Origin of the sequence: Apilactobacillus apisilvae, from assembly GCF_023380225.1 — a bacterium.
GTDB classification, from domain to species: Bacteria; Bacillota; Bacilli; order Lactobacillales; family Lactobacillaceae; genus Apilactobacillus; species Apilactobacillus apisilvae.
The window spans coordinates 355,495-381,033 of record NZ_CP093362.1; the positions used below are offsets into that span (position 1 = coordinate 355,495).

At 29.7% G+C, this 25,539-nt stretch carries 22 protein-coding genes and 1 other RNA gene; 16 read left to right on the forward strand and 7 right to left on the reverse strand.

What is annotated here, in order from left to right:
- Nucleotides 1-13: 13 nt before the first annotated feature.
- Nucleotides 14-982 carry a diphosphomevalonate decarboxylase gene (mvaD, locus tag MOO46_RS01840; protein ID WP_249511670.1) on the reverse strand — a complete coding sequence of 323 codons (969 nt, stop codon included), beginning with the start codon at nucleotides 980-982 and terminating at the stop codon, nucleotides 14-16.
- A gap of 27 nt (nucleotides 983-1,009) precedes the next feature.
- Nucleotides 1,010-1,939, reverse strand: a complete 930-nt coding sequence (gene mvk, locus MOO46_RS01845; protein ID WP_249511331.1) for a mevalonate kinase — start codon at nucleotides 1,937-1,939, stop codon at nucleotides 1,010-1,012.
- A gap of 148 nt (nucleotides 1,940-2,087) precedes the next feature.
- On the opposite strand from mvk, the gene MOO46_RS01850 reads away from it, so the two are divergent.
- The 4 genes from MOO46_RS01850 to MOO46_RS01865 all read left to right on the forward strand — a co-directional run bounded on the left by MOO46_RS01850 (nucleotide 2,088) and on the right by MOO46_RS01865 (nucleotide 7,411).
- Nucleotides 2,088-4,733 (forward strand): exonuclease domain-containing protein, encoded by a 2,646-nt coding sequence (locus MOO46_RS01850; protein ID WP_249511332.1) that lies wholly within the window; start codon nucleotides 2,088-2,090, stop codon nucleotides 4,731-4,733.
- A gap of 13 nt (nucleotides 4,734-4,746) precedes the next feature.
- Entirely contained in the window at nucleotides 4,747-5,250 is a 504-nt protein-coding gene (locus MOO46_RS01855) for a PepSY domain-containing protein (RefSeq protein WP_249511333.1), read from the forward strand.
- Between the two features lie 21 nt (nucleotides 5,251-5,271).
- Complete coding sequence (locus tag MOO46_RS01860) at nucleotides 5,272-6,000, forward strand: DnaD domain-containing protein (RefSeq protein ID WP_249511334.1); 729 nt, start codon at nucleotides 5,272-5,274, stop codon at nucleotides 5,998-6,000.
- Between the two features lie 79 nt (nucleotides 6,001-6,079).
- Nucleotides 6,080-7,411 carry an IS3 family transposase gene (locus MOO46_RS01865; RefSeq protein ID WP_249510541.1) on the forward strand — a complete coding sequence of 444 codons (1,332 nt, stop codon included), beginning with the start codon at nucleotides 6,080-6,082 and terminating at the stop codon, nucleotides 7,409-7,411.
- A 24-nt stretch (nucleotides 7,412-7,435) separates the two neighbouring features.
- Here MOO46_RS01865 and MOO46_RS01870 read toward each other — a convergent pair whose 3' ends face one another.
- The 3 genes from MOO46_RS01870 to recU form a co-directional block, all read right to left on the reverse strand.
- On the reverse strand, nucleotides 7,436-9,043 hold the full coding sequence (locus MOO46_RS01870) for an IS1182 family transposase (protein WP_249511335.1): 1,608 nt from the start codon (nucleotides 9,041-9,043) through the stop codon (nucleotides 7,436-7,438).
- A gap of 149 nt (nucleotides 9,044-9,192) precedes the next feature.
- Complete coding sequence (locus MOO46_RS01875) at nucleotides 9,193-11,268, reverse strand: PBP1A family penicillin-binding protein (protein ID WP_249511336.1); 2,076 nt, start codon at nucleotides 11,266-11,268, stop codon at nucleotides 9,193-9,195.
- On the reverse strand, nucleotides 11,268-11,897 hold the full coding sequence (gene recU / locus MOO46_RS01880; protein WP_249511337.1) for a Holliday junction resolvase RecU: 630 nt from the start codon (nucleotides 11,895-11,897) through the stop codon (nucleotides 11,268-11,270). The genes MOO46_RS01875 and recU overlap by 1 nt, the downstream gene beginning before the upstream one ends.
- 94 nt (nucleotides 11,898-11,991) lie before the next feature.
- Between recU and MOO46_RS01885 the strand changes: the two genes are divergently transcribed.
- The 5 genes from MOO46_RS01885 (at nucleotide 11,992) to MOO46_RS01905 (ending at nucleotide 15,747) form a co-directional block, all read left to right on the forward strand.
- Nucleotides 11,992-12,558: a DUF1273 domain-containing protein gene (locus tag MOO46_RS01885; RefSeq protein WP_249511338.1), complete on the forward strand. Its 567-nt coding sequence runs from the start codon at nucleotides 11,992-11,994 to the stop codon at nucleotides 12,556-12,558.
- 69 nt (nucleotides 12,559-12,627) lie between these two features.
- Nucleotides 12,628-12,996, forward strand: coding sequence for a cell division regulator GpsB (gene gpsB / locus MOO46_RS01890; protein ID WP_249511339.1), 369 nt, complete (start codon nucleotides 12,628-12,630; stop codon nucleotides 12,994-12,996).
- Nucleotides 12,997-13,016: 20 nt separating this feature from the next.
- Nucleotides 13,017-13,397: RNase P RNA component class B (rnpB, locus tag MOO46_RS01895), an RNA gene on the forward strand.
- Between the two features lie 83 nt (nucleotides 13,398-13,480).
- Entirely contained in the window at nucleotides 13,481-14,614 is a 1,134-nt protein-coding gene (locus MOO46_RS01900; protein WP_249511340.1) for a THUMP domain-containing class I SAM-dependent RNA methyltransferase, read from the forward strand.
- Nucleotides 14,615-14,625: 11 nt separating this feature from the next.
- Complete coding sequence (locus tag MOO46_RS01905) at nucleotides 14,626-15,747, forward strand: NAD(P)/FAD-dependent oxidoreductase (RefSeq protein WP_249511341.1); 1,122 nt, start codon at nucleotides 14,626-14,628, stop codon at nucleotides 15,745-15,747.
- 22 nt (nucleotides 15,748-15,769) lie between these two features.
- Here MOO46_RS01905 and MOO46_RS01910 read toward each other — a convergent pair whose 3' ends face one another.
- On the reverse strand, nucleotides 15,770-16,129 hold the full coding sequence (locus tag MOO46_RS01910) for a reverse transcriptase-like protein (protein ID WP_317619370.1): 360 nt from the start codon (nucleotides 16,127-16,129) through the stop codon (nucleotides 15,770-15,772).
- 89 nt (nucleotides 16,130-16,218) lie between these two features.
- Between MOO46_RS01910 and MOO46_RS01915 the strand changes: the two genes are divergently transcribed.
- The 7 genes from MOO46_RS01915 to MOO46_RS01945 are packed head-to-tail and all read left to right on the forward strand — an operon-like array spanning nucleotide 16,219 to nucleotide 23,733.
- Nucleotides 16,219-16,554, forward strand: coding sequence for an EbsA family protein (locus tag MOO46_RS01915; RefSeq protein ID WP_249511671.1), 336 nt, complete (start codon nucleotides 16,219-16,221; stop codon nucleotides 16,552-16,554).
- 17 nt (nucleotides 16,555-16,571) lie between these two features.
- Nucleotides 16,572-18,227 carry a formate--tetrahydrofolate ligase gene (locus tag MOO46_RS01920; RefSeq protein WP_249511342.1) on the forward strand — a complete coding sequence of 552 codons (1,656 nt, stop codon included), beginning with the start codon at nucleotides 16,572-16,574 and terminating at the stop codon, nucleotides 18,225-18,227.
- 12 nt (nucleotides 18,228-18,239) lie between these two features.
- Nucleotides 18,240-18,692 (forward strand): signal peptidase II, encoded by a 453-nt coding sequence (lspA, locus tag MOO46_RS01925; protein ID WP_249511343.1) that lies wholly within the window; start codon nucleotides 18,240-18,242, stop codon nucleotides 18,690-18,692.
- Nucleotides 18,688-19,593, forward strand: coding sequence for an RluA family pseudouridine synthase (locus MOO46_RS01930; protein WP_249511672.1), 906 nt, complete (start codon nucleotides 18,688-18,690; stop codon nucleotides 19,591-19,593). Before lspA ends, MOO46_RS01930 begins: the two co-directional genes overlap by 5 nt.
- Before the next feature lie 15 nt (nucleotides 19,594-19,608).
- Nucleotides 19,609-20,136 (forward strand): bifunctional pyr operon transcriptional regulator/uracil phosphoribosyltransferase PyrR, encoded by a 528-nt coding sequence (gene pyrR, locus MOO46_RS01935; RefSeq protein ID WP_249511344.1) that lies wholly within the window; start codon nucleotides 19,609-19,611, stop codon nucleotides 20,134-20,136.
- Between the two features lie 30 nt (nucleotides 20,137-20,166).
- The gene (locus MOO46_RS01940) at nucleotides 20,167-21,240 is read left to right on the forward strand and encodes a carbamoyl phosphate synthase small subunit (RefSeq protein ID WP_249511345.1); all 1,074 of its coding nucleotides are present in this window, start codon (nucleotides 20,167-20,169) and stop codon (nucleotides 21,238-21,240) included.
- A 6-nt stretch (nucleotides 21,241-21,246) separates the two neighbouring features.
- Nucleotides 21,247-23,733: a carbamoyl phosphate synthase preATP-grasp domain-containing protein gene (locus MOO46_RS01945; RefSeq protein WP_249511346.1), complete on the forward strand. Its 2,487-nt coding sequence runs from the start codon at nucleotides 21,247-21,249 to the stop codon at nucleotides 23,731-23,733.
- A 79-nt stretch (nucleotides 23,734-23,812) separates the two neighbouring features.
- On the opposite strand, the gene MOO46_RS01950 is transcribed toward MOO46_RS01945, so the two are convergent.
- Nucleotides 23,813-25,537 (reverse strand): NFACT RNA binding domain-containing protein, encoded by a 1,725-nt coding sequence (locus MOO46_RS01950; RefSeq protein WP_249511347.1) that lies wholly within the window; start codon nucleotides 25,535-25,537, stop codon nucleotides 23,813-23,815.
- Nucleotides 25,538-25,539: the final 2 nt, after the last annotated feature.

The window sequence follows — 25,539 nt, forward strand, 5'->3', positions numbered from 1 at the left end:
TTTCCTTTCAAAATTATAAATATTTAACCTTACTACCAGGTTTTGAAACCTTAATTTGATTATTATTAAACAAATTAGATATTTTTTTAACTATGCTACTTACATTATTTGATTGACAAATTATTTTAACATTAGGTCCTGCATCCATCGTAAAATAGCATTCAATACCATTTTTTCTCAAATTTTTGACTGCATGAATAACAGTTAAACTATCATTATTTAGATATAAATATGAAGGATCTGAACTTAGCGTTAGTGAATGCATTCTCATTGAATTTAATTCAGCAGTTTTACCCAAAATTGTAAAATTATTATCTTTAATAGCATTTTCAACAGTTTTTAAATCATCATTAGTTTGTTTTATCCATGATTCATAGTAGGGGGAAGTTTCTACTGATATTTTCATTCCTTCACGACTACTAATTTTTTTAGGACTATTATTTAGAACAATAGCAATCATTCTAATATCCATTTTAACCGGATCTTGAACGCTTACAGCATAAGAAGTTTTATCATCATTTCCTTTTTTCCATTTAGCAAACCCACCATAGATTGAACGAGTGGCAGAACCAGAACCTAATCTAGCTAATCTAGATAGTTCGATTTCATTTAAATCTAGACCTGCAGCTTTACTAGCGGCAGCAGCTAAAGCTGCAAATCCAGATGCTGAAGATGCTAATCCAGCTGAAGTAGGGACATGATTATAAGAATGTATTTCAGCAAAAGTACTGATTCCAGCTTTTTCTCTAACTATATCCATAAATTTAATTATTTTGTTATTATCTGATAATAACTTATCGTTTAAATAAATAACATCATTGGATAACTCATCAATAAATTGGACAGTAGTATCAGTATAAAATTCATCTAAAGTCAATGAAATACTACTGTTATTAGGGATTATTAATTGTTCATTTTTCTTTCCCCAATATTTAGTTAAGGCAATATTAGTATGTGCTCTTGCAGTAATAGGGTGATTCAATGAGTTCATTATTAATACTCCATAAATTTATTTAAATGGTTGAATCCAAGTATCTAAAGCACCGGCCTTATTCAAGGCATTAGCAATATTTTCGGCTTCGTAATTATTTCTTGCTAAAGCAATTATACAACCACCAAGGCCACTACCAGTTAATTTAGTACCCAATGAACCATTTATGTTAGCTATTTTTACTAATTCATCTATTTTAGAATTACTTACTTTAAGATTTTTTAATTCCTTTTGATTTTCAGACATTAATAATCCTAGTTCTTTAGGATTATTATTTTCAATATCTTTTCTGGCTTGATTTACTAATTTTCCAATGCGACTAATAGATTTTTTGGCATTGTCATTATCTTCGTTTAGCTGTTGTTTAACATAATTAATAGCTATATCTGTTCGACCTTTAATGCCAGAATCTGCTATTACTAAAGTTGCATCTAAATTAAAATTTAATTCTTTTAAGGGCTCATCTTTAACGAACCATACTGGATTATCCGATCCTGCTGTAGCACTATCTAAACCTGAAGGGTTACCATGAGTTATTTTTTCTTCCACATCACTTAATCTTAGTAGTTCTGCTTTACTTAATTTTTTATTGAAATAATTATATAAAGCTTTAATAACAGCTATAGATGTTGCAGCAGATGAACCCATTCCTCTTTCTGAAGGAATGTTACTATTAATTGTCATATTAAAACAAGTATTTTCTTGATTAAATTTTTTTAAAATAGCGTTTACTAAGTTTCTAATTCCCAATAAATCGTTAGGTACTTTTTGAATCGGTCCAACATAGTATTTACTATTTAATATTTGGTCATTTTCATTTTTATTAATTGTAATTTTTAACTCTATTTTAGGAATTGGTAGGGCAATAGCAGGTTGATTATATACAACGCTATGCTCTCCCATTAAAATTATTTTAGCGTGGCTTTTACCAATAGCTTGACTTTCCAATATTATCGCTCACTTTCTCTTAATAATAATACTATCATATAATTAAAATAATAAAAATTACTTAAATTGTTTATTTGAGATGATAATGAATCATAAAATGTAGTATCATTAATAATAATGATTAGATTACAGATTGGTGGATATAAAAATGAGTAGTACAATTTTTTCAGTAGTAGATATTGAAACTACTGGAACTAGTCAATCCAATAACAATCGTATAATTCAATTTAGTTGTACCTTTGTTAAAAATAAAACAATTATTGGATCCTTTAATTCGTTTATTAATCCTGAAATGGAAATCCCAGATGATATAACCAAATTAACGGGTATTACAAATGAATTAGTTAAAAATGCACCAACATTTGAAGAAATTGCTAATAAAATATATTCATTATTATCAAATACAATTTTTGTTGCGCATAACGTTAATTTTGATTTTCCATTCATCAATAGTGAACTATCACGTATAGATATTGATAAATTAGAAATTATGGCGATCGATACTGTTACTTTAAGCCAATTATTATTACCGACGGAAAAGAGCTATCGATTAATTGATTTAAGTAAAAATCTAAATATTTTACATAAGCATCCACATTCATCTAGTAGTGATGCTTTAGCTACTGCTAAATTATTAATAATTTTATTAAATCAAATTGAAAAGATGCCTAAAAAAACAATAAAAAAGATAATAAAAATAAATCCTGCATTGCCAATGGATACAATGGATGTTTTTAAAAATGCATACAATAATATAATCGATAAAGATAATGATAAACTAATAGATATTAACACTTTAAAAATTAGAAAAATTCAGTATAAAAATAGTCAAAAACTAAAAGATAATATATATCCTAGTAGTAAAGATAAAAAGAAACATCTATTTGGTGGAATTAATAATTTTAGTGATGAGCAAAATAAGTTAATGAATTCGATATATAATAATTATAAATTTAGCAAGCAATCTAAAAATTTATTAATGGAGACTAATGATGAACTAGACGATGATTTTTCATATCTATTTCCATTAAGTTATTTAATAGGAAATAATAAAAAAATTGTTGTATCAGTTCATAAACATAAATTGCATGGTGATTTGTCCAAAGTAATAAATAAAATAAATAAGATTTCTCAAAATAATTTAAAAAAAATAGTTTTACATTCATCCGATGACTATATAGATCTGAATAAATTTAGGGATGCACTGAGTGTGGTTAGTGGATCTAAAAGAACTGAATTTCTAAAATGCAAAATATTAATATGGCTAACGTTTACTAAAACTGGCGATTTACATGAACTAAATGTTGATATGAATAACGAACAAAACTCATTTCTAAAAATTATTGGAAATATTAACAATAAAGGATACTATATCAACAAACTTAAAAGTGATTTAAAAAATTCTAATATAATAGTTATATCGCATGAATTTTTATTTAATAATATTAAAAGTATTGCAAAATATCATCCATATTTGATTGTTAAAGATGCTAATCAGTTTAACGAACAATTATTAAGACATTATCGTGTTAATTTTCAAATTAATCAAAATAAAATACTAATACATCATGTTCAATATTTGTTATATCAAACGCATAATAAAAATTTGTATGATGTATTTAATAACTCTACTAAAAATCATTATATAGTTAAGCAAATTGATGATTTACTTAAATCATATGAAAAATTAACTGCAAGAATTCAAGAATCATTTTCAAAAAAATTGATAAAAAAAGATAAATTAATTAATAAAGATAATATCTATATTAATCAAATTGATAATTCGGATCTATATAACTTCTTTAATAATCATAAAATTGATATACAAAATCAACATAGTATATTAAATAAAATTAATGTACTTAGAAAGAAATTAATTAGCGTTAGTGAAATTCAAATTGAAGACAAAGCTATTTTAAATGATTTCAATGATCATTTTATAGAACTAGAAAAATTTTTTAATAATAATATCACTTTAATAGCAAAGCTTATTCAAAATAATAATAATGTTATTTTTGAAAACGATTTAAATATTGATAAAAATGTTGATAATAGTTTATTTCGAGGCGGCTTAATTAATAATAAAAATTTATTAAATCAAATAATTTATAAGTATATCAGTAATATCCTTTTTATGGATGATTCATTATACACTAGAGGAAATTTAAGCCCTATACTTAATAAATTAGAATTAGAAACCAAAAATACTTTAATACTAAATAATCGTGGATCAAATGATTTAAGTAAAGATTATAAAGTTTTACTTAATGGTAAAAAGGACAAGATTGATCTAGATAAATTAAATTTGGATCAAGAAAATGTATTTATTATGGCAAATACTCAAAGTTCCATTAATGATATTTATAAAAATTTGATAGAAAATGATTGTAAATATAAATCAGTTATATTATCTCAAAAGATTAATGGTAATAAAGAAAAAATAATAAAGAAATTTACTAATTCTAAAAAGTCCATCATAATTGGTAACTATGACTTATTTTTATCGATTAGAGATATTAGTGAAAGAATAAATTGTCTTATTTTTGAATCTTTTAAGTTCAATAACCTTTATTTAGACAGTGAAAATAAGAATTTACCAATATTTAAATTAATGATTAAAAATTCAATTAAGCATTTGATTGAATTATCGAATGTTAAGGGGACAATTTTATTAAATAATATAAATTATATTAATGATATTGGAGTTAAAGATATAAGAGAATTATTACCTAATAACTTAAAATTAAAAGTTTTGTCTATTGATAAAATTATTAAACAATTTAATAATAATTAAGGAGGTTAATTAATTGAAAATACCCAAAATAAGTAAAAATAGGCTTAATAAAATTTATAAATGGATTATTATTTTAATAATTTTACTTATTGCTTTTACAATTGGAATATTTTTATGGGCTAGGCAGCCAATCGCTGATGCTAAAAAGCAAGCATTTAATATTGCAGAGAAAAAAGCTAAAATTACAAAGACCAGTAATTTCTTTATGTCTGATGTAAATAGAACATATTATACAGTTGAAGGAACGAACAAAAATAATCAAGTTAATTACGTAATAATTGATAAAAAAACTGGTAATATAAATATAGTTCCTAAAAAAAATACAATTTCTAAAGAAAAAGCTATTGATATTGCTAATAGTTCTACTCCTATTAATAAACTAATAAGTGCAGCACCCACCATTTTTAATGGCAAAGCTGCATGGGTAATCAGCTATTTCAATAAAAAAGATAATTTATGCTATATAACTATTGATTTAAAATCAGGTAAAGTTATACAATCAATTTCTAATCTTTAATTTAAGAGGGTGATTAATTATATGGATCAATTTGCAAAGTTGATATTACAATCTGGTCAAACTAGCATTTCTAATTACTTACTTAAAAATTATGTTCATTTAGGAATGAACAGTGATGAATTAATCATGTATTTACAAATTAAAAGAAATATTGATATGGGAAATTATTTACCTAATATAGATATAATTACTAACTCTACCGGTTTTTCTAAGAATAAGGCTTATGAAATTTTGCATGAACTAATTCAAAAAAAAATCATGAAAATTAAAACCTTAAAAAATAAAAAGGGCCATTCCTTTGATGTATATGATTTTTCATTAATGTATGAAAAACTTAGTACATTGAATAATCAAAGTATTGAAAGTGTTAGCAATGAAAATGTACAAAAAAATAATGATAAGCCAATGACCGCTGCAGATAGAAGTAATGTTTTTAAACAAATTGAATCAGAATTTGGCAGGCCTTTATCACCAATTGAACTTGAAGAAATAACTGATTGGATAGATAAGGATAAATATGATCTAAAGCTTATTTCATTGGCATTGCGGGAAGCTGTATTAAATCAAGTATATAGTTTGAAGTATATCGATAGAATATTAATGAACTGGTATAAATCTAATATTAGAACTCCTGCTGATGTTGAAAATATGAAAAACAAACGTGAAAGTAATATTAATAACAAAAATAAATCTAAAGTAAATAATAAAAATAATGATTTTAAAATTCCCATTATTAAATTAGATAAATAAAAAGGGGCTTTGACATAAGTCTCTGAAGTGACCCCCAAAAGTTGGACAAGAAATTGTTCAATATTTTGGGGGTCATTTTTTGGTTAAATTTAGTTATGAATTTAAATTAAATGTTGTTTTAGAATATCTACAAGGATATGGTTCCACTTATCTTTGTAAAAAATATAATATTGTGAATCCTAGTACTGTTTTACTATGGATTAATATGTATAAAGCCTACGGCTTAAAGGGTTTAATTGTAAGAAATTACGGTAAAGTGTATTCTGGTGAGTATAAAATAAAAGTGCTGAATTGGATGCACACTCAACAAAAGTCATATCCAGAAACAGCACTTCATTTCAATATATCTGCCAGTAGTACCATCTTCACTTGGCAGAGAAGAATGGAGACTAAAGGTATACGTTCATTATACAACAAACGTGGCCGTCCTAAAATGCAGAAAACTGAATTAAAAGTAACCTCATGTCAAAAAAATTTAGCTAATGAATACATGATTAAGTATGTGTATACAAAAATTCAAATGAAACATCCTAAGAGTAGTAAATTTGAGGTTGTACATAAGCTGATTAATCAATTAAAATCTTTATCTAAAAGTTATATTTTACAGGTAATTCAATATTCTCGCAGTGTTTATTACTATAACTTGAAGAAAGCGAAGCTTTCTTATGATAATTCTTACATTGAAAATAAAATCAAAAATATTATTATTAAGCACGCTGCTTACGGATATCGCAGAATAACTGCAGTATTAAGACAATCAGGCCTGAAAATTAATCATAAACGTGTACAAAATATAATGAAACGTAATAATTGGCAATGTAAATTGTTTAGTCGACGCAAACGTAAGTATAATTCATATAAAGGTCAAGTAGGCAGAATTGCTAATAATATATTAAATGGTGATTTTACAGCCAATAAATTTGGTCAAAAAATTACTACTGATGTTAGTGAATTTAGATATGGCAATGAAGATATAAACCATCGGGTTTATTTATCACCAGTAATGGATTTATATTCAGACAAAATATTATCTTTTAATATTAGTAGACATCCAAATGTAAGTTTTACTTTAAAAGCACTAAATGAAGCAATGCTTAATCTAAAATCATTACCTTATAGAACTATTGTACATAGTGATCAAGGTTTTCAATATCAACATCATAGTTGGGTTAATACATTGAAAAAATATAATGCGATTCAGTCTATGTCCCGTAAAGGGACATGCTTAGATAATGCACAGATGGAATCATTTTTTCATATTATGAAAAGTGAAATGATGAATGTTCATTATAATACAAAAGAATCCTTAATCCATGCCATGAAAGTATGGATTAAGGATTACAATAATAATAGAATAAAAGAAAAACTAGGATACCAGTCACCAAATAAATATTTGGGATTAATATCCTAGTAAAAGTTGTCCAACTTTTGGGGTTCACATCACTCTACAAAAATAGGATTTACGTTTTAAATTTAACGTAAATCCTATTTTTGTATATAACTTTATAAAATTAATGACTTTCGTCATTAACTTTCTTATATTTAATGCCATTATAGTAAACCCAGCTTCCTTTTTAACCTTATCGATTCCCCTAACGTAGAATCGATTGAAACGCAAAGAAGCCTTTAGTCTACCAAAAACCGATTCAACATCTATCTTTCTTTTTGCGTAAATATCACTTGTTTTTGGTGCCAAAAGCAATGCTTGTTGTTTGTTTTTAAAATATTCCCATGCATAATTAATACTGATTTTTCTAGTGTTACCAGACTTAGTTAGAGCATATGAATTAATGTCTTGATTAAGATCATACTTTTCAGCTTTATATTCTTTAAAATCACGAGTGAATTTATATTTATCAGTTCTTTTACGATAACCATTAAAATTAAATCTGATGCCTTTGGGATCAATATAATAATCATCTTTTGAATTATAATACCAATTCATGACCTTACGGTCATCACTTTTCCATTTACGACTTTGTTCTTTTAACATTGTTCCATAGGGAATTAAAGGAATGTTATTAGTTAGTTTGTCTTCTATAAAACGATAATTACTTTCAGATCCATAACCAGCATCGGCAACAATATATTTACCTAAACTATTATTCTTAATTTGTTTATTTAAGAACGGAATTAAAGTACGAGTATCAGTGGGATTTTGATAAATGTCAAAATTAGTTATGAATTGTCCACTAGTGGCAATTTGTAAATTATAAGCAGGTTTAAGTTGTCCATTTAACATGGGGTCTTCCTTAATACGCATAAAAGTAGCATCATGATCAGTCTTAGAATAACTATTACGATTGGAAAATATTTTATTACTTTTTTGATATTCTATTTGTTTACATTTACGAAAACGAAGTTTTCTTTTAATGGCTTTTAACTTACGACGCTTTTGTTTATGGGGATTAGGTGATAGTTTTTTATTCTGTTTAATTTGATTATTTAAATCTGCTAAACAATTTTCTAAATGGATGATGATTTCATCTAACTCACTTGTTGAAATATCAGAGTCATCTGGGAGTTCACCCACATATTTAACATCATTCATGTCATGTAGTAATTTTATAATCGCTTCGCGATTTAATTTATCGAATCTGATTATATTTTTACGCCAAACAAAAGAATACTTATTAGCATTCGCTAGTATTTTAGTTCCATCAATAAAACTTACATCATCAATATAATTATTTTTTCTTAGATATTTAGTTAATTGATTCATGCATTTACTAATTAAATTTTCTGCTTCATCTGAAATCCTAAATCGACAGACTGTTCTGTATGAAGGAAATGAATTTTTAGTTAACCAACGTGCAGGTAAATTTTCTCCTGCCAGCTCACTAATTTGGCGACTACTAAAAATCCCTTTAGAATAAGCAAACAAGGTTAACTTTAATAGTGACCGTAGGTCGTATTTTCGTGGCCTACCAAATATGTATTTTTCTTCTAAACCAATCATTTCAACAATTTGATTGATAATTTTTACTTGATGATTATTTTTAGGTTGCCAATTTTGAATATTTAAAATATAATTAGTACTCATTAGTTTTAAGTTTCCTTTCAAGGAGATTTATTTAAACGATATCGGTTGGTTCGATATCGTTTTTTATTATACATAAATAACGCTCGTTGGAAAAATTAAATTCCAACGAGCGTTATTTTTTAGAGACTTATGTCACAGTCCCTTTTTATTTATTTATTATTAGTAGATGTAGTACTCCTAGATGAAGAAGGTGAAGTAGAATCAGTCTGAATAGATTGATAACCATTTTTATAGTATTCAGTAGATCCATTAGATTTAACCGAACTTACATCATTAGGTTGAACCCAATCTTCATTAGTTTTATTTCTTGAGATATATTCCATTTCATATTTATAAATTTTTTGAGCAATTTCAGTTTGTTGAGCGGTCATATAATTACCAGTTTGAAATTGGTGATCATATCCTGTCCAAATAGCCAATGAATAATTTGTAGTATATCCAGCAAACCAAGAATCCATAACAGCATATGAAGGAAGATATCCTTGATATGTTCCTTCGGGGTATTGAGTAGTACCAGTTTTACCAGCTTCAATTAATCCTGGAACTTTTGCTGCTGTTCCTGAACCATATGGTAAGTTCATTACACCTTTTAGCATTGAATTCATCATAAAGGCTGTTGATGGAGACATTGCTTGAACGCCATTAGATGATATATTGTGAGAAACATTATCAGAAGTAACCACTTTATTAATTAAATATGGTTTATGATAAACACCATTATTTGCAAATGCACCGTAGGCGGCTGCTTCTTGTTGTGGTGAAATGTAAAGTCCAATCCCGTTTTGAAGATTTAACGGATCCTTAAATTTCATCCCCAATGATGCTAGGAATCTAGTACCGTTATCAATTCCAACATTTTGCAAAGTTCTAATTGCAGGAATATTTCTAGATTCTACTAATGCTTTATGCATAGTAATAGCACCTTGATAACGATAATCAAAATCTTTTAGTTGTGTGTTAGTACCTGGATAGGTATATGGAGTATCATGAACAGTTTGATAAGTAGGATAATTTAAATATTCCAAAGCAGGTCCATAATCCATTAATGGCTTTGCAGTTGATCCACTAGAACGATCAGTTTGAACTGCCCGGTTTAATCCAAAAGTAATATCCGTTTTACGACTACCAATCATAGCGTTAACAGCACCAGTTTTAGGATTAATTAAAGTAGCACCCACTTGCATTGTGTCATTAGGGAAACCAACTTGTGGATCATTATTAGCTAAGTTATATAGTTTCTTTTGAGCTGATAAGTCCAAGTTTGTATGAACAGTTAATCCAGCTTGAGGGTTGTATCCTCTTGCTTTTAATTCTTGAATAACTTGATTTAAATAAGAATCAACATATTTTTCCTTAACATCAGTCAAATCATTCTGTGTATGATTACTAGAAATTAAACCATTTTTAATATTCTCTTTTTGAGCTTTTTGCGATTGAGCTTCAGTAATAGTATTACTTTCAGCCATAGCTTGAAGTACCTGATTTCTTCTATCTTTAGCTAATTTAGGATAGATATAAGGATTGTTAAATTTAGGTGACTGTGGCATCCCCGCTAAAACTGCAGTTTGAGCTAAAGTAAGTTTATTGAGTGTTTTACCATAGTAATACTCAGAAGCTGTTTGCATCCCGTAAACATTATTACCCATATAAACTTTATTAATGTAAAATTCTAAAATTTTCTGTTTTGAATATTTACGTTCAATTTGAAGGGCTAGCCAAGCTTCTTGAGACTTACGTTTGATTGTACGATCAGACGCAGCGGTTGAGAATACTGAAAGTTTTACTAACTGTTGCGTTAATGTGGATCCACCTTGCAATCCTGAACTAGCATTCAAATTAGATAAAGTAGCACCTAGAATTCTGATAGGGTCAACACCATGATGTTTATAGAAACGGCGGTCTTCAATTGAAACAACCGCGTTCTTTAACTTATTAGGAATCTGATCAGATTTAACATAATCACGATTTTGAGCACCTAAACGAGAAATAATATGATTTGAATTATCATATATTTTAGTTGAATTATCACTAGATAAGGAATTATAAGTTATCTTAGGAGCACTGGAAGCATAGTAAGCAAAAACTCCAGAGCCGGCAATTACACCTAAAGAAATAAGTGCTAATATTCCTAGGATGGTTCTTTTAATAATTTTACCGACCTTACTTTTTTTGTACTTGTTTTGATTACGCCGTACACGCGTATTTTTTGAATCATTTTGTGACATTATGATTCTCCTTTACTATTTAGTAACTGATCTACTGCACTTAAATATGGAATAGTAGGGTTAAGAGAATAATTAATTTTTATTCCTAACTTTTCAATTATAGTCTTTTTGATTGATTTTTTCCCGCCAACATATTGAGAATCCCAATATGAAAATAAATCGGTAGCTTTAAATAAAAATAATTCATCAGTTTTAACGAATTTAATAAGTGCGAAACAAATGCCACCTTGATGAACACATTTACGCATATGTTCAACTTGATGTTTATGAAAATTAGCTAGCGGAAAAGATGTTAAATTACGTGTTTCTTTAGCATCAAAATCAATATAATTTCCCATATAAATACCATTATAATCGGTAGTAGAAGCTTTTTGAAAATAAGCTTCTTTAATAACAGCAGCACTACGTTTAGGATAGTCTACCTTGACAATTTGAATAGGAGTCGGCTTCTTGTGAATAACCGCGATATCTTGATTTAAGTAATATAAATTACTTTTATTAATTTCCTGTTCAAGTGTCATTCCACGATCACCATATAAAGTTAATTTATTATTATTATAATGTGATTTTGGTCGATGATTATCTTTCGGCCAATTATAAGTCGACCCGTTAGGATAATGAATTGCCATTATTACCACCTTTCAAATATCAAATAAACTCAACTAGAATTAATGATATTATACCATTAGTAAAAACATCTTAATAACTAAGGAGCTGAAATAATTGAGTAGACTATGGATAACTGGATATCGAAGCTATGAATTAGGGATCTTCAAAAAAGATGACCCTAAAAAGATTGTAATCGATAAAGTTATAAAAGACAATTTATCACAAGAAATAATGGACGGCGTTAATTGGATTATTACTGGTGGACATTTAGGCATTGAGCAATGGAGCGTTGAAAATGCAGAAGATTTAAAGAAAACATTTCCTGATGAATTTCAAACAGCTGTAATGCTTCCATTCGAAAACTTCGGAGAACAATGGAAAGATGAAAACAAGTTGGAGTTACAAAAATGTATTCAATCAGCTAATTTTTCAGCCAATGTTAGCAATGAAAAATATCAATCACCGATGCAATTAAAAGCATATCAAAAATTCATGTTAAGTCATACTGATAAAGCATTACTTATTTATGACTTAGATAATGAAGGAAAAACAAAGTACGATTATAAAGAAATTAAGAAATATGCTGAAAATCATGACTATAATCTAAAAATGATTAGTTTTGATGATTTACAAGAAGCCGCTAATGAATATGAAAATAGTTTAAAAGATTTCCCAGAATAATTTGAATTATCTCAATAATGTGTTAAGATAATATTTGTTCGTGATTATTGCAAATATGAGGTGTGAAATATGAATGATATTCAATTTACCCCTAAAGACATCTTGCAAAAAGAATTTAGACAAAAGATGCGTGGGTATGATCCAAATGATGTTGATGCTTTTTTAGATAGTATTATTAAAGACTATCAATCGTTTGATAATAACATTAATGAATTAAAAAAAATAAATGAGCAATTAAAACAACAGGTTAATAACCTTAGCAGTCAAGTTAATAATGTTAACCAGGGACAAGCAGGTTTTAATTATGGCAATCCACAACCATCTAATAATCATGGGCAGATTAATAGTGTTGAAGATGATTTACTAAAACGTGTTTCAAATTTAGAAATGCGTGTATTTGGTTCAAACGAATCACAAAACAATATTAATCGCTATTAAAATTATATAGAATTGGTGTATATCCTGAGTAATCGCGGCTAACTTAAGTTAGCTGAGGAAAGTCCACTCTCGCACAAGCTGCGATGCTTGTAGTGTTCGTGCTCGGTGAAAAAATAAGCCGGGGGACTACTTTTGTAGTAATGGCGGAGGAAAGTAGCTAAGGAATTATCTATGCTTTAGTACTTCTGAAAGTGCCACAGTGACGATACAATATTGGAAACAATATTGGTGGAACGCGGTAAACCCCTCGAGCGGGAAACCCAAACTTTGGTAGGGGAGCTTCACACACGGAAATTGAACCAAGTGTGGGGGAGAAACTTATGTTTCTGAGATAGATGATTACTACTTCAAAATTTAAAAGGCCTGACTTAATTTTGAAGCACAAAACATGGCTTACAGGGATGTACACCATTCAGGACGAGTGGAAGTTTTCTTCCGCTCTTTTTTTATACTTAAAATTATTTAAAATAAGAGGTAAATATAAATGACAAAATTTAAACTAATGGCAACTTGCGCTGCTGGAATTGAAGCATTAGTTGGAAAAGAACTTCGTGACTTAGGTTACCAGACCCAAGTAGAAAATGGACGTGTTCGTTTTGAAGGAGAAGTTAAAGATATCATTAAAACGAACTTATGGTTGAGAACTGCTGATCGAATTGAAATTATAGTTGGTGAATTTGATGCCAAAAATTTTGAAGAATTATTTCAAAATATAAAATCTTTACCATGGGAAAAGTTATTACCAATGGATGCTAAGTTTCCAATGAACGGTCGTTCCCACAATTCAAAGTTACATAGTGTTCCAGATGTACAAGCAATTGCTAAAAAAGCAGTTGTAAATAAATTAAATGATACTTATCATCGTCGAACACGTCTACCAGAAACTGGTGCTTTATACAGCTTAGAAACCAGAATTAATAAAGACCATGTGATCGTTACATTAGATACAACTGGTGAAAGCTTATTCAAACGTGGTTATCGTGTTGCGAAAGGTCCAGCTCCATTAAAAGAAAATATGGCAGCCGCATTAGTTATGCTTACTAATTGGTATCCCGATATGCCGTTTTTAGATCCAATGTGTGGTTCAGGAACGATTCCAATTGAAGCAGCTTTAATGGCTAGAAATATTGCTCCTGGTTTCAATCGCGATTTTGATTGTGAAAAATGGAACTGGGTTGATGAAAAATTAGTTAATAATGTTCGTGATGAAGCTGATAATCAAGCCGATTATGATAAAGAAATTGATATTATGGCATCGGATGTTGATGGTAATTTAATTGATGCTGCTAAAGTAAATGCTCAAGAAGTTGGATTACTCCATGACATTAGTTTTAAACAATTAGCAGTGCAAGACTTTAAAACCGATAAAATTAATGGAGTGGTTATATCCAACCCACCATATGGTGAACGACTAAGTGACAAAGCTAGTGTTATTAAGTTATACAAAGATTTAGGAAAAGTATTTAGACCCATGACTAGCTGGTCTAAATACTTCTTGACTAGTGATTTGGAATTTGACAAAACTTATGGTCAAAAGGCTACTAAAACTAGAAAACTGTATAATGGTTCATTAAGAACTGATTATTTCCAATTTTGGGGTCATAAAATCAGAAAATAGAAGGTCTTTATATGAAAAAAATTGCGATTATTGGTGGCGGAATTGTTGGATCAACTGCTGCATATTATTTAAGTCAATTTGATAAAAAAAATGAAATACAAGTAACTATGTATGATGATGGTGTCGGACAAGCAACTAAAGCAGCTGCTGGGATTATTTCACCTTGGCTATCAAAAAGACGTAATAAAAAATGGTATAACTTGGCACGTGATGGGGCAACTTTATTAGCCAAAATTGCTAAAAACACTAATATGAATAAAGATATTTATAATCAGTGCGGCACAATTATTACTAGAGATAGCCCTAAAAAATTAAATGAATTATATCAAAAAGCAATTGAACGGAATAAGGAAACCAAAACGATTGGTGATGTTTATCAATTAGATGCTGAAGAAGTTAAATATCAAATTCCGCTATTAAGTAAATCAGTTCCTGGAATTTTGGTAACTGGTGGTGCTCGAATTGATGGAGCAAAGTTTGCTGAACATTTAAAAGACATTGCTAAACTTAAAAATTTAACAATTATAAATAAAAAAGTTTCCATTAATAATCGCGGTAAAATTCAATTGGGTGATGATGAGTTAGCTTATGACAATATCGTTGTAGCTACTGGTGCTTGGATGCGTAATACACTCGATAATTTGCCATTAAAAGTGGATATTCGTCCTCAAAAGGGGCAACTGATTGAGATTTCTGTAAATGATTTAGAACAAAATAAAAAGAACATGCCCGTTTTAATGCCCGAAGGTGAACGTGATTTCATCCCATTTAACGACGGACGTTTAATTGTTGGTGCAACTCATGAAAATGATCAAGGTTTTGATTTGAAACCCAGCAATGAAGTTATTGATGATTTATTAGCTAGTGCAAATCGATTGGTAAGTGGATTAAATCAAGATAATCTCATTAAGATTAAAGTTGGCACTAGAGCATATACTTCTGACTTTGCTCCATTTTTTGGAAGCATACCTAACTATTCAAACATTTTTGTCGGTGGTGGACTTGGCTCATCTGGATTAACTACTGGTCCTTTGATTGGAAAACTGCTAGCAAATCTAATTCTAAAAAACAAAAAAATTGATTTGGAACAGTATCGCAAACCAATTAACAACTATATTCAATCAAATTTATAAAAACTATGAAGGGCTTGCTGAGCTAATTGGTGGGCACCTTCATTTTTTTATCAGGAATCCAATTATTTATAACTAGACTAAAATCATCCTGAATTTCTAAAATGCAGTCCAGAAAATTTTGATAGTGTTTTGCATAGCGCTTTTCTAAGCTTTCATAAACAATCTTACTATCAGTAAAATATAAAACATTAGTATCATTCTGAGCTAATTTAATAATTTCTTTAAATCCTAATAAACAAGCCTCAAATTCAGCACTATGATTATCATTTGAATTTAATTTGAATTTCTTTTGAATTTGTTGTTTATCATGAACAATTAAAATGCCAGCTGAACTATTTCCAGATTTGTTCATAGTAGCTGCATCAGTGTATAATTTAAACATAATATTATTTCTCCTAAAGAGGTGTTTTTTATATGATAACTCAAAAGCGGACTTTTTTATATCAACCCGGAATCCTTTCATCAATAATTATGTGGAGTTGGACCTTTGCCTTATTATTCGTTGGTATTATATTTTGGCTTGAAATAACACATTTTCAACAAATAACTTTATTTTTTATTTTGCTATTTGGAATTTTTAGTTTATTTCAAATAATGTTTCGTAAAATAACTTTTGAAAATAATGTTATTACAATTAGTAATTTACTTGATCCCAGATGGATTTCAATCAATATTAATGATATTGATAAAACTATTTTTACTAAGCATTGTGCAAAAATGGAAATTAATGGTAAAAATTATGAATTTCTTTTACCAGCTAATTCAATTATTGAGATTGATGGTATCATTAATAAAAAAGCTAATTAAGGGAGTGCTTCTAGACCATGAAAACTGATATTGAAATTTCACAAGCGACTAAATTACAAAACATTAATGAAATTGCTGAAAAATTAGGCCTTAATGAAGAACAGATTGAAAACTATGGTAAGTATAAAGCTAAAATTAATTTACCTATGCATACAAATAAAAATGGGAAATTAATTCTTGTGACTTCAATTAATCCAACAGCTGCCGGTGAAGGTAAAACAACTTTAACAATTGGTTTAGGGGATGCATTTAAACACATCAATAAAAATTGTGCAATTGCTCTAAGGGAGCCTTCTTTAGGACCTGTTATGGGAATCAAAGGTGGTGCCACTGGTGGTGGATATGCTCAAGTTGCTCCCATGGAAGATATTAATTTATTCTTTACTGGAGATTTTCCTGCAATTACTGAGGCACATGATACTTTATCTGCTTTAATCGACAATCACATTCATCATGGTAATAAATTGAACATTGACCCACGTCAAGTAGAATGGAAACGTGTTGTTGATATCAATGATCGAGAACTTCGTCATACAATTATCGGACTTGGTGGAAGAACTTCTGGAGTTCCACGTGAAGACGGTTTTGATATTACAGTTGCCAGTGAAATCATGGCTGTTTTATGTTTGAGTAATGATTTATCAGACTTGAAGCAACGACTAGGCAAGATGTTAGTTGCTTACACGTATGATCAAGAACCAATTACAGTTGCTGATTTAGGCGTTACAGGTGCACTAACTTTATTATTGAAGGACGCCATTAAGCCTAATTTGGTACAAACTTTAGAACATACGCCTGCATTTATCCATGGTGGACCATTTGCTAATATTGCACATGGTTGTAATAGTATTTTAGCAACTAAAGCTGCCATTAATTCAGCTGACTATGCAATTACTGAAGCAGGGTTTGGTGCTGATCTAGGTGGAGAAAAATTTTTAGATATAACTACTCCTAACATTGGTAAACATCCCGATGCAATTGTCATCGTTGCAACTATTCGCGCTTTAAAGTTAAATGGTGGTGTAAATAAAGCTGAATTAGATAATGAAAATGTTGATGCATTATTAAAAGGAGCTCCAAATCTGGGTCGCCATATTCAAAATATGAAACAATACGGTCAGCCGGTTGTTGTTGCTATTAATAAGTTCACTAGTGATACCGATAATGAAACTAAAGCACTTGATGAATACATTAAAGCTCAGGGAGTTACGGCTGTTAACACTGATGTTTGGTCAAAAGGTGGCAAAGGTGCTATCAATTTAGCTAATAAATTAGTAAAAATGTGTGATGAAGAACATCAATTTAATCCTTTGTATGAAAATAATGAAGAAGTTTTAACCAAAATTAACAAGGTAGTTAAAAAAATCTATGGCGGTAGTAAAGTTGAATTAAGTTCTAAAGCCAAAAAGCAACTTAAATATATTCAAAAACATGGTTGGGATAAGATGCCAGTTTGTATTGCAAAAACTCAGTATTCATTTACTGATGATGCTAAAAAATTGGGAGCACCCAAAAATTTCACTATTCATGTTCGTGAACTACAACCACGTCTTGGTGCCGGATTCATTGTAGTAATGACTGGGAAAGTATTAACCATGCCAGGATTACCAACTCATCCAGCTGCTTTAGATATGGATATTGATCAAAATGGAAAAATAACCGGACTATTCTAAAGGAGGCCTTGAATGCCAGTATTATATTTAATTGTTGGGATGCTATTATTAATAGGTGCCGATCAATGGACTAAGTATTTAGTGTCCACTAATATTAGTGAGGGATCGGTTAATACTTTGATTCCAGGAATACTATCAATCACTAATTTGCATAATAATGGAGCTGCTTGGAGTATTCTAGAAGGTCAACAATGGTTATTTACTTTAATTAGTATCTTTGCAATTGTTCTAGTAAGCTACTTTATGTATAAATTAAGAACTAAAAAATTATATGAATTTAGTTTATTAATATTGTTATCTGGAATTATTGGTAACTTTATTGATCGATTATTTCAAGGATATGTCGTTGACATGATTCAACTGGATTTTATTAACTTCCCAATATTTAACTTTGCAGATTCATGCATTACAGTTGGAATTATTATTTTATTTATAGCAATTTTAAGAGATGGTGATTTAGATTAAAGAAACAATTCAATTCAGTGCAAAAGAAACTGATAAAAGATTAGACAAGAGCATTGCTAATCATTTTCAAGATATTAGTCGCTCCAGAGCAAAAACATTGATTGAAGATAAATTAGTAACAGTTGACGGTGAAATTAAGAAGCCTAAATATGACTTAAAATGCGGTGATGAAGTTGTTGTAAACATACCAGAACCCAAAAAATTAAATTTGGACCCTGAGAACATCCCTTTAGATATTGTTTATGAAGACGAAGATGTATTGGTTGTTAATAAACCACAAGGGATGGTTGTGCATCCTTCACCAGGTCACCCTTATCATACATTGGTTAATGCATTATTATTTCATACACCTTTATCAAATATTAATGGTACATTTCGTCCAGGAATTGTTCATCGAATCGATAAGGATACATCCGGTTTATTAATGATTGCTAAAAATAATGATGCACATAAATCATTATCAAAGCAATTGAAAGATAAGAGTAATATTCGTGAATATGTTGCTTTAGTTCATGGCAATATTAATGAAGATAGTGGAAAAATTGATGCACCCATTGGACGTTCTAAAAAAGACCGCAAGAAACAAGCAATTGTTGATGATGGTAGAAATGCAGTCACTCATTTTAAAGTTTTAGAGCGCTTCGGCGAATATACATTAGTTTCTTGTGTTTTAGAAACAGGGCGAACTCATCAAATTAGAGTCCACATGAAATATATTGGACATCCATTAGTAGGAGATCCTCTATATGGACCACGTAAAACAATTAAAGGTAATGGTCAATTTTTGCATGCGAAAAAATTAGGCTTTATCCATCCCAAAACAAAAAAATTAATGGTTTTTGAAGCTCCATTACCTAATATATTTAATCAAACAATTGAAAATTTAAGAAAAAGAACGTAGGGGGATTAACAATTTATGTCAAAATTAGTTGTCGACAAAATGGCTATGCAACGTGCTTTAACAAGAATAACTTATGAAATTATTGAGCGAAACAAAGGTATTAACAATTTAGTTATTTTAGGAATTAAGACACGCGGTGTATATTTAGCTAAACGTATTGCAAATCGTCTTCAAAAATTAGAAAATAAAGAGATACCAGTCGTACAAATTGATGTTACAAAATATCGTGATGATGTTAAGCATACTAACGATGATCCTTCAGTTGCTGAAAATAAAGATGTTTCAGTTGAAGGTAAGAATGTAATTTTAGTCGATGATGTTTTGTTTACCGGAAGAACTATTAAATCGGCCTTTTCGGCTATTTCTGAATTAGGACGTCCTAATAATATTCGTTTGGCAGTTTTAATTGACCGTGGTCATCGTGAACTACCAATTCGTGCTGATTTTGTTGGTAAAAATATTCCTACTTCTAAGAACGAAAAAATTAAAGTCCAAGTAAATGAAATTGATGGAAAAGATTCAGTAGAAATCATGGATAAATAAATTCTTAAATATAGATTTAAGGAGCATATTATGACAACCCGTTATTTAATTTTAGAAGATGGAACATCTTATAAAGGAAAAAGTTTTGGTTCAGAAGCCACAACTACTGGTGAAATCATTGTTAATTCTAATATGTTAGGATATCAAGAAATCATCACTAATCAAATTTATCATAATCAAATTATTGTTTTCACCCAACCATCAATTGGAAATACAGGTATTAATCATAAAAGTTTTGAATCAATTGTTACTAATGCCAAGGGTGTAGTTGTCTTAGAATATGCTAATATTTCTACTAATCGATTGGGTAATTTAACTTTAGATCGATTTCTTAAACAACATAATATTCCAGGTATTGCTGGAATTGATACTAGGGAACTGACACATCGTATTCGCAAAAATGAAGCAATGAAAGCAAGCATTGTTGATGTTAATGATGAACATGCTTTTGATCAATTAAGTGCTTCAGTATTAACCAATCAACAGGTAAAGCAAGTATCTACGAAAGCACCGTTTCCCAATACTGGGGATGGTTATAATATCATCTTGATTGATTTCGGCTTAAAATATGGAATTTTGCGTCGTCTTGCTGAATTAGACTGTAATGTGATTGTGATGCCATGGGATACTAGTAGTAAAGAAATAATGGATCTAGATCCAGATGGAGTAATTTTATCAACTGGGCCTGGTTCACCAAAAGATTTACCAGATTCGGTTTTGACTATGATTAGTTCTGTTCAAAAAGAAATTCCAATGTTTGGTATGGGACTTGGCCATGAACTATTTGCATTAGCGAATGGTGCTGATACTTATAAATTATCAGTTGAACACCATGGTAGTAATCATCCCATTCGTCAAATCATTACTAATCAAATTATTTATTCTTCACAAAGCCAAGGTTATGCAGTCGATCCTAAATCAATTAAACATGATCAATTGCTAATTACTTTTGTTGATTTAGTTAATGGTACGGTGCAAGGAATTAGGCATCGTGATTACCCATCTTTTTCAGTTCAATTTTCTCCTGATGGTGGTCCTGGTCCAGCAGATACTGTGGATTTATTTGAAGAATTTCTCGAAAATGTTAGCTCGCAAAGGAGATAACAAATTATGAAAAATATAAAAAAAGTATTAATTTTAGGTAGTGGCCCTTCTTCTATTGGAAATGAAACTGAGCTCGATGCTGGGGCGTTTCAAATTATGGTTGCGCTAAAAAAGAATGGCATTCAAACATTAATTATGGATAATAATCCATTTTCTTTATCAATGGTGGAAGTGCAACCAGCTAACACTTTTGTTAAAGAAATTAATTTTAAAAATGTTTTAGCAGTATTAAAAAAAGAGCAGCCTGATGCAATTATTCCTATTACTGGTGGATTACGTGCAATTCACATTACTCAAGAATTACTTAATCAAGGAATTCTTAAAGAATTAAATGTTGAAATTTTAGGTATATCCAATGAGGCATTAAAGACTGTTAATGATTCTAACCGAATGAAAATGATTATTAATCAGTCAAATGAACCTTTTATTCCCTCGAAATTAGTTAATAATGAATCTGAAGCTTTTGACGTAATTAGAGATATTGGTTTTCCTGTTATTGTTAAACCAGTTAATAATAACTACTCATCAAAAAGGCAAGTATGTAAAAACGCTGATGAAATGTCGGATTTTATTGATTCTAATCCTAGTGACACTAAATATATCATCGAAAAAAGTGTTGTTGGTTTTAAACAAATTGAGATGGTGGGGATTAGGGATAGTAATGGAACCGAAATTTTAATTAATGGGCTTGAAAACATTGATGCGGTTGGAGTGCATTCTAGTGATTCTATTGTTATCTCGCCAATTCAAACCTTAACCGACATCGATTATCAAAAATTAAGAACAGCGACTTTTAAAATAATGGAAAATCTTGATCTTGTCGGTGTTTGTCATTTGCAATTTGCACTAAGCAATACTGATAGTAATTATTTTATTACTAAAATAAACCCACTAATTAATCAAAGTACAGCGCTCACTGCACGTTGTGCTGGTTATCCATTAGTGTATGCTTGTGCTAATTTAATGCTAGGTAAGTTACTGAATGAAATTCAATTACCAAAAGAATATAATCATCTAACACCAATGCTTGAGCCCACATTAGATCATATAATGGTAAAGATTCCCGTTTGGCCATTTGAAAACATTCCAGAAGCTAGCCAGCGTTTAAATACCGTTATGAAATCGGTAGGATCCACAATTGGAATTGGTCGTACTGTCGAAGAAGCTTTATTGAAAGCTTTACGTAGTTCACAATTCAGCCCTAGGGATGTTTTACCTAATATGAATAATTTAGATAATGACGAGCTCATTAATCGTTTAATTCATCCCCAATCTAATCGCTTATTAGTTTTAATTGAGGCGATTCGCAGAGGTTATCAAGTTGAAGAGCTAGAAGAATTAAGTAAGATTAATAAATTTTATTTTTACAAGTTAAAAAATCTTTTAGATATTGAAAAGTTAATTGTAGATGAACCTATGAAACTAACTACAATTGAAACTGCTCATCAGTATGGATTTGGGGATGGAATGATGGCTGAAACTTGGTCAGTTCCTATCCAAACAGTTCGTGCTATTTATCATCGAGTCAATCAATATCCAACTTATAAAACTATTGAATCTTCAGCTGGTGAACTAGAACAAAATATTGAATCATTTTATAGTAGTTTTGAAAAAGAAAATGAATCACATCAAGAATCTGATCAAACGGCATTGGTTATTGGGCGAGGTGGAAATAAATTAGGTCCTAATACAGCTGCCGATTATTACACCGCAGAATTATTAATTCAATTGCATAAATTGGGTTACAATACGATTGTTATTAATAATAATCCCAACGCTCTATCATTATGTCCACAAATTAGTGATAAACAGTACATTGAGCCAATCCAATTAGGGGCAATTTTAAATGTGATTGAGTTAGAAAAACCCGTCCGTATTTTTATTCCGGGTAACCGTCACTTCTTAATGCGTCAATTAAAAAAATACGATAATTTAAATGTACAAGTATTGCCACCAGATCAGGATACCGGGGTAATTTTACCTAAAAATGTTAGTTATGCACTAAACTTCTTTGTTACCAAAGAAAAAAGTTACTTCATTGTTTCAGAAAAACTAATTAGTAATTTTAATCATGATTTGGACTATGTTACTAACTATGAAGCACCTTATTTAGATATTGATAAAAAACAATTAAATAGTGATATTAATATTTCAATTGAACACATCCAAAAGTCTAATTGGATTGGATTAGTTCAAATTTTGTTTAATCAGAAATCTGATGGAACTTCTGAATATGTTGGAATTCGTCCATTACGCTTAACTGAAACAATATTTTTAAGTAAAGCAACTGGGATAAACTGGATTCGTGAATTGGTGAAATTTTATACTCATAACTTTAATGATAAAATCATGAACCATATCAATTCATCTAGGCAAAGAACTACAGTAATGCGTGCTAACTTTCCTTTTAAGCAATTAAATGTTAACAAGGAACATGGAGATAGTTCGCAAGAAGTAGGAGCTAAAATTACTTTTCGTTTAAAAGATAATTAATAATCTCGATTAAAAAAGCATCCCTTACAGATCTAGTCTGAATAAGGGATGCTTTTATTTGTAATGCTTTGTAAATTAATTATTGATTATTTTTACGTAAATGTTCAATGGTTTCTTCTTTAGGGGTAACAAAGACAGTTTTTTGACCTTCGTAAATCACCAAACCTGGTTTAGCACCTTTGGGCTTTCTAACTTGTTTAACTTTGACGTAGTCAACAGGGACCTTTGCGGAATCACGAGCTTTTGAGAAGTATGCAGCTAATTCAGCCGCTTGTTGAATCGTCATATCATCTGGATTAAATGACTTTATAATAACGTGAGAACCATGAATTTTTTGTGTATGCAACCAAGTATCACGCTTGTCAGCATCCTTCAAAGTTAATTGATCATTTTGTAGATTGTTTTTACCAACTAAAATAGTGATGCCATTATCCGATGTAAAATGTTCTGGCTTACTTATTTTTTGCTTTCTGTTTTTTTTGCTTGATGAAGGATTGTGGTTTTTCTTTAGATATCCTTCAGCTTTAAATTCTGTCTTAATATCATTTAAATCATCAGGATTAGCAAGTTCAATTTGCGATAAAACATTATCGAAATATTCAATTTCTGAATTGGTTTGTTTTAATTGTTCATTAACATAAATAACTGCATTTTTGGCCTTTTGATAACGTTTAAAATACTTTTGTGCATTTTCAGATGGTGAAATTTGATTAGATAAACTGATTTCAATTAAATTATTATTATCGTAAAAATTAGTCAATTTAATTGAGTTCATTCCACGTTCAATCTTATAAAGATAAGTTGTTAGAATTTCACCTTTAATTCGATATTCATCTGCTTTTTTGGTATTGTCTAAGGTTTTTTGTAATTTTTTCTTTTTATTTCGATTCTTTTTTAATTCATTTTTAGCAATATGAATTAAAGTACCGCCTTGTTCACGTACTCGATCAGTTTGAGCCTTAGATTCATAATACTTATCAAGCAAAGCACTTAAACTATCAAAAGTTTCATTTTTATCATTTTGAATAAATGGATAAACGCTAAAGCTATCGCTTTTTTCATTAACCATTAATGTTGGTTTAAATTTGTCAAAATTATCAAAAAATGATTGGAATAAAATTTTTAAATTACCATTTTGATGTAGATATTTTGCCAAGTATAGTGAAGTATCTTTTCCTAAGCCTTGAACATTTTGTCTAAGTTGAGTAGCTAGCATCTCTTGATTTGGATAACTTTTCACTAAAGCACTAATTTTATCTAAGTTTTCATCACTAGCATTAAATGGATCAAACATATCTTGCTTAGGTGGATTAATATATGTGTCACCTGGCAAAATAGTTCGGTAACGATTTTTATCAGCACCAATTCTTTTAACTGCATCAATAATACGCATATCATCTTGTTTATCAACTAAAATGATATTACTATGACGAGCCATAATTTCTACAATCAGCAACATTTCTTTTAGATCACCAATTTCATTTCTGGTTATAAAATGAAATCTCATTACTCGATCATTATCGACTTGTGACACTTTGCTTAAAACAGCACTGCCTAAATGTTTCCTTAATGTCATTGTGAAATTCGTTGGAACACCAGGGTTGGTGTAAGGAATGTTAGTAACCTGAACTCTAGCATAGTTAGGGTTAGCAGACATTAAAATAGGGTAGTTTTTATGATTAGCTCTGATTAACATAATCATTTCATTATCATATGGTTGATTTATTTTTGATACTCTACCATTTGATAATTTTTCATTTAGTTCTTTTGTCATTGCATGTGTGAATGATCCATCAAATGACATAA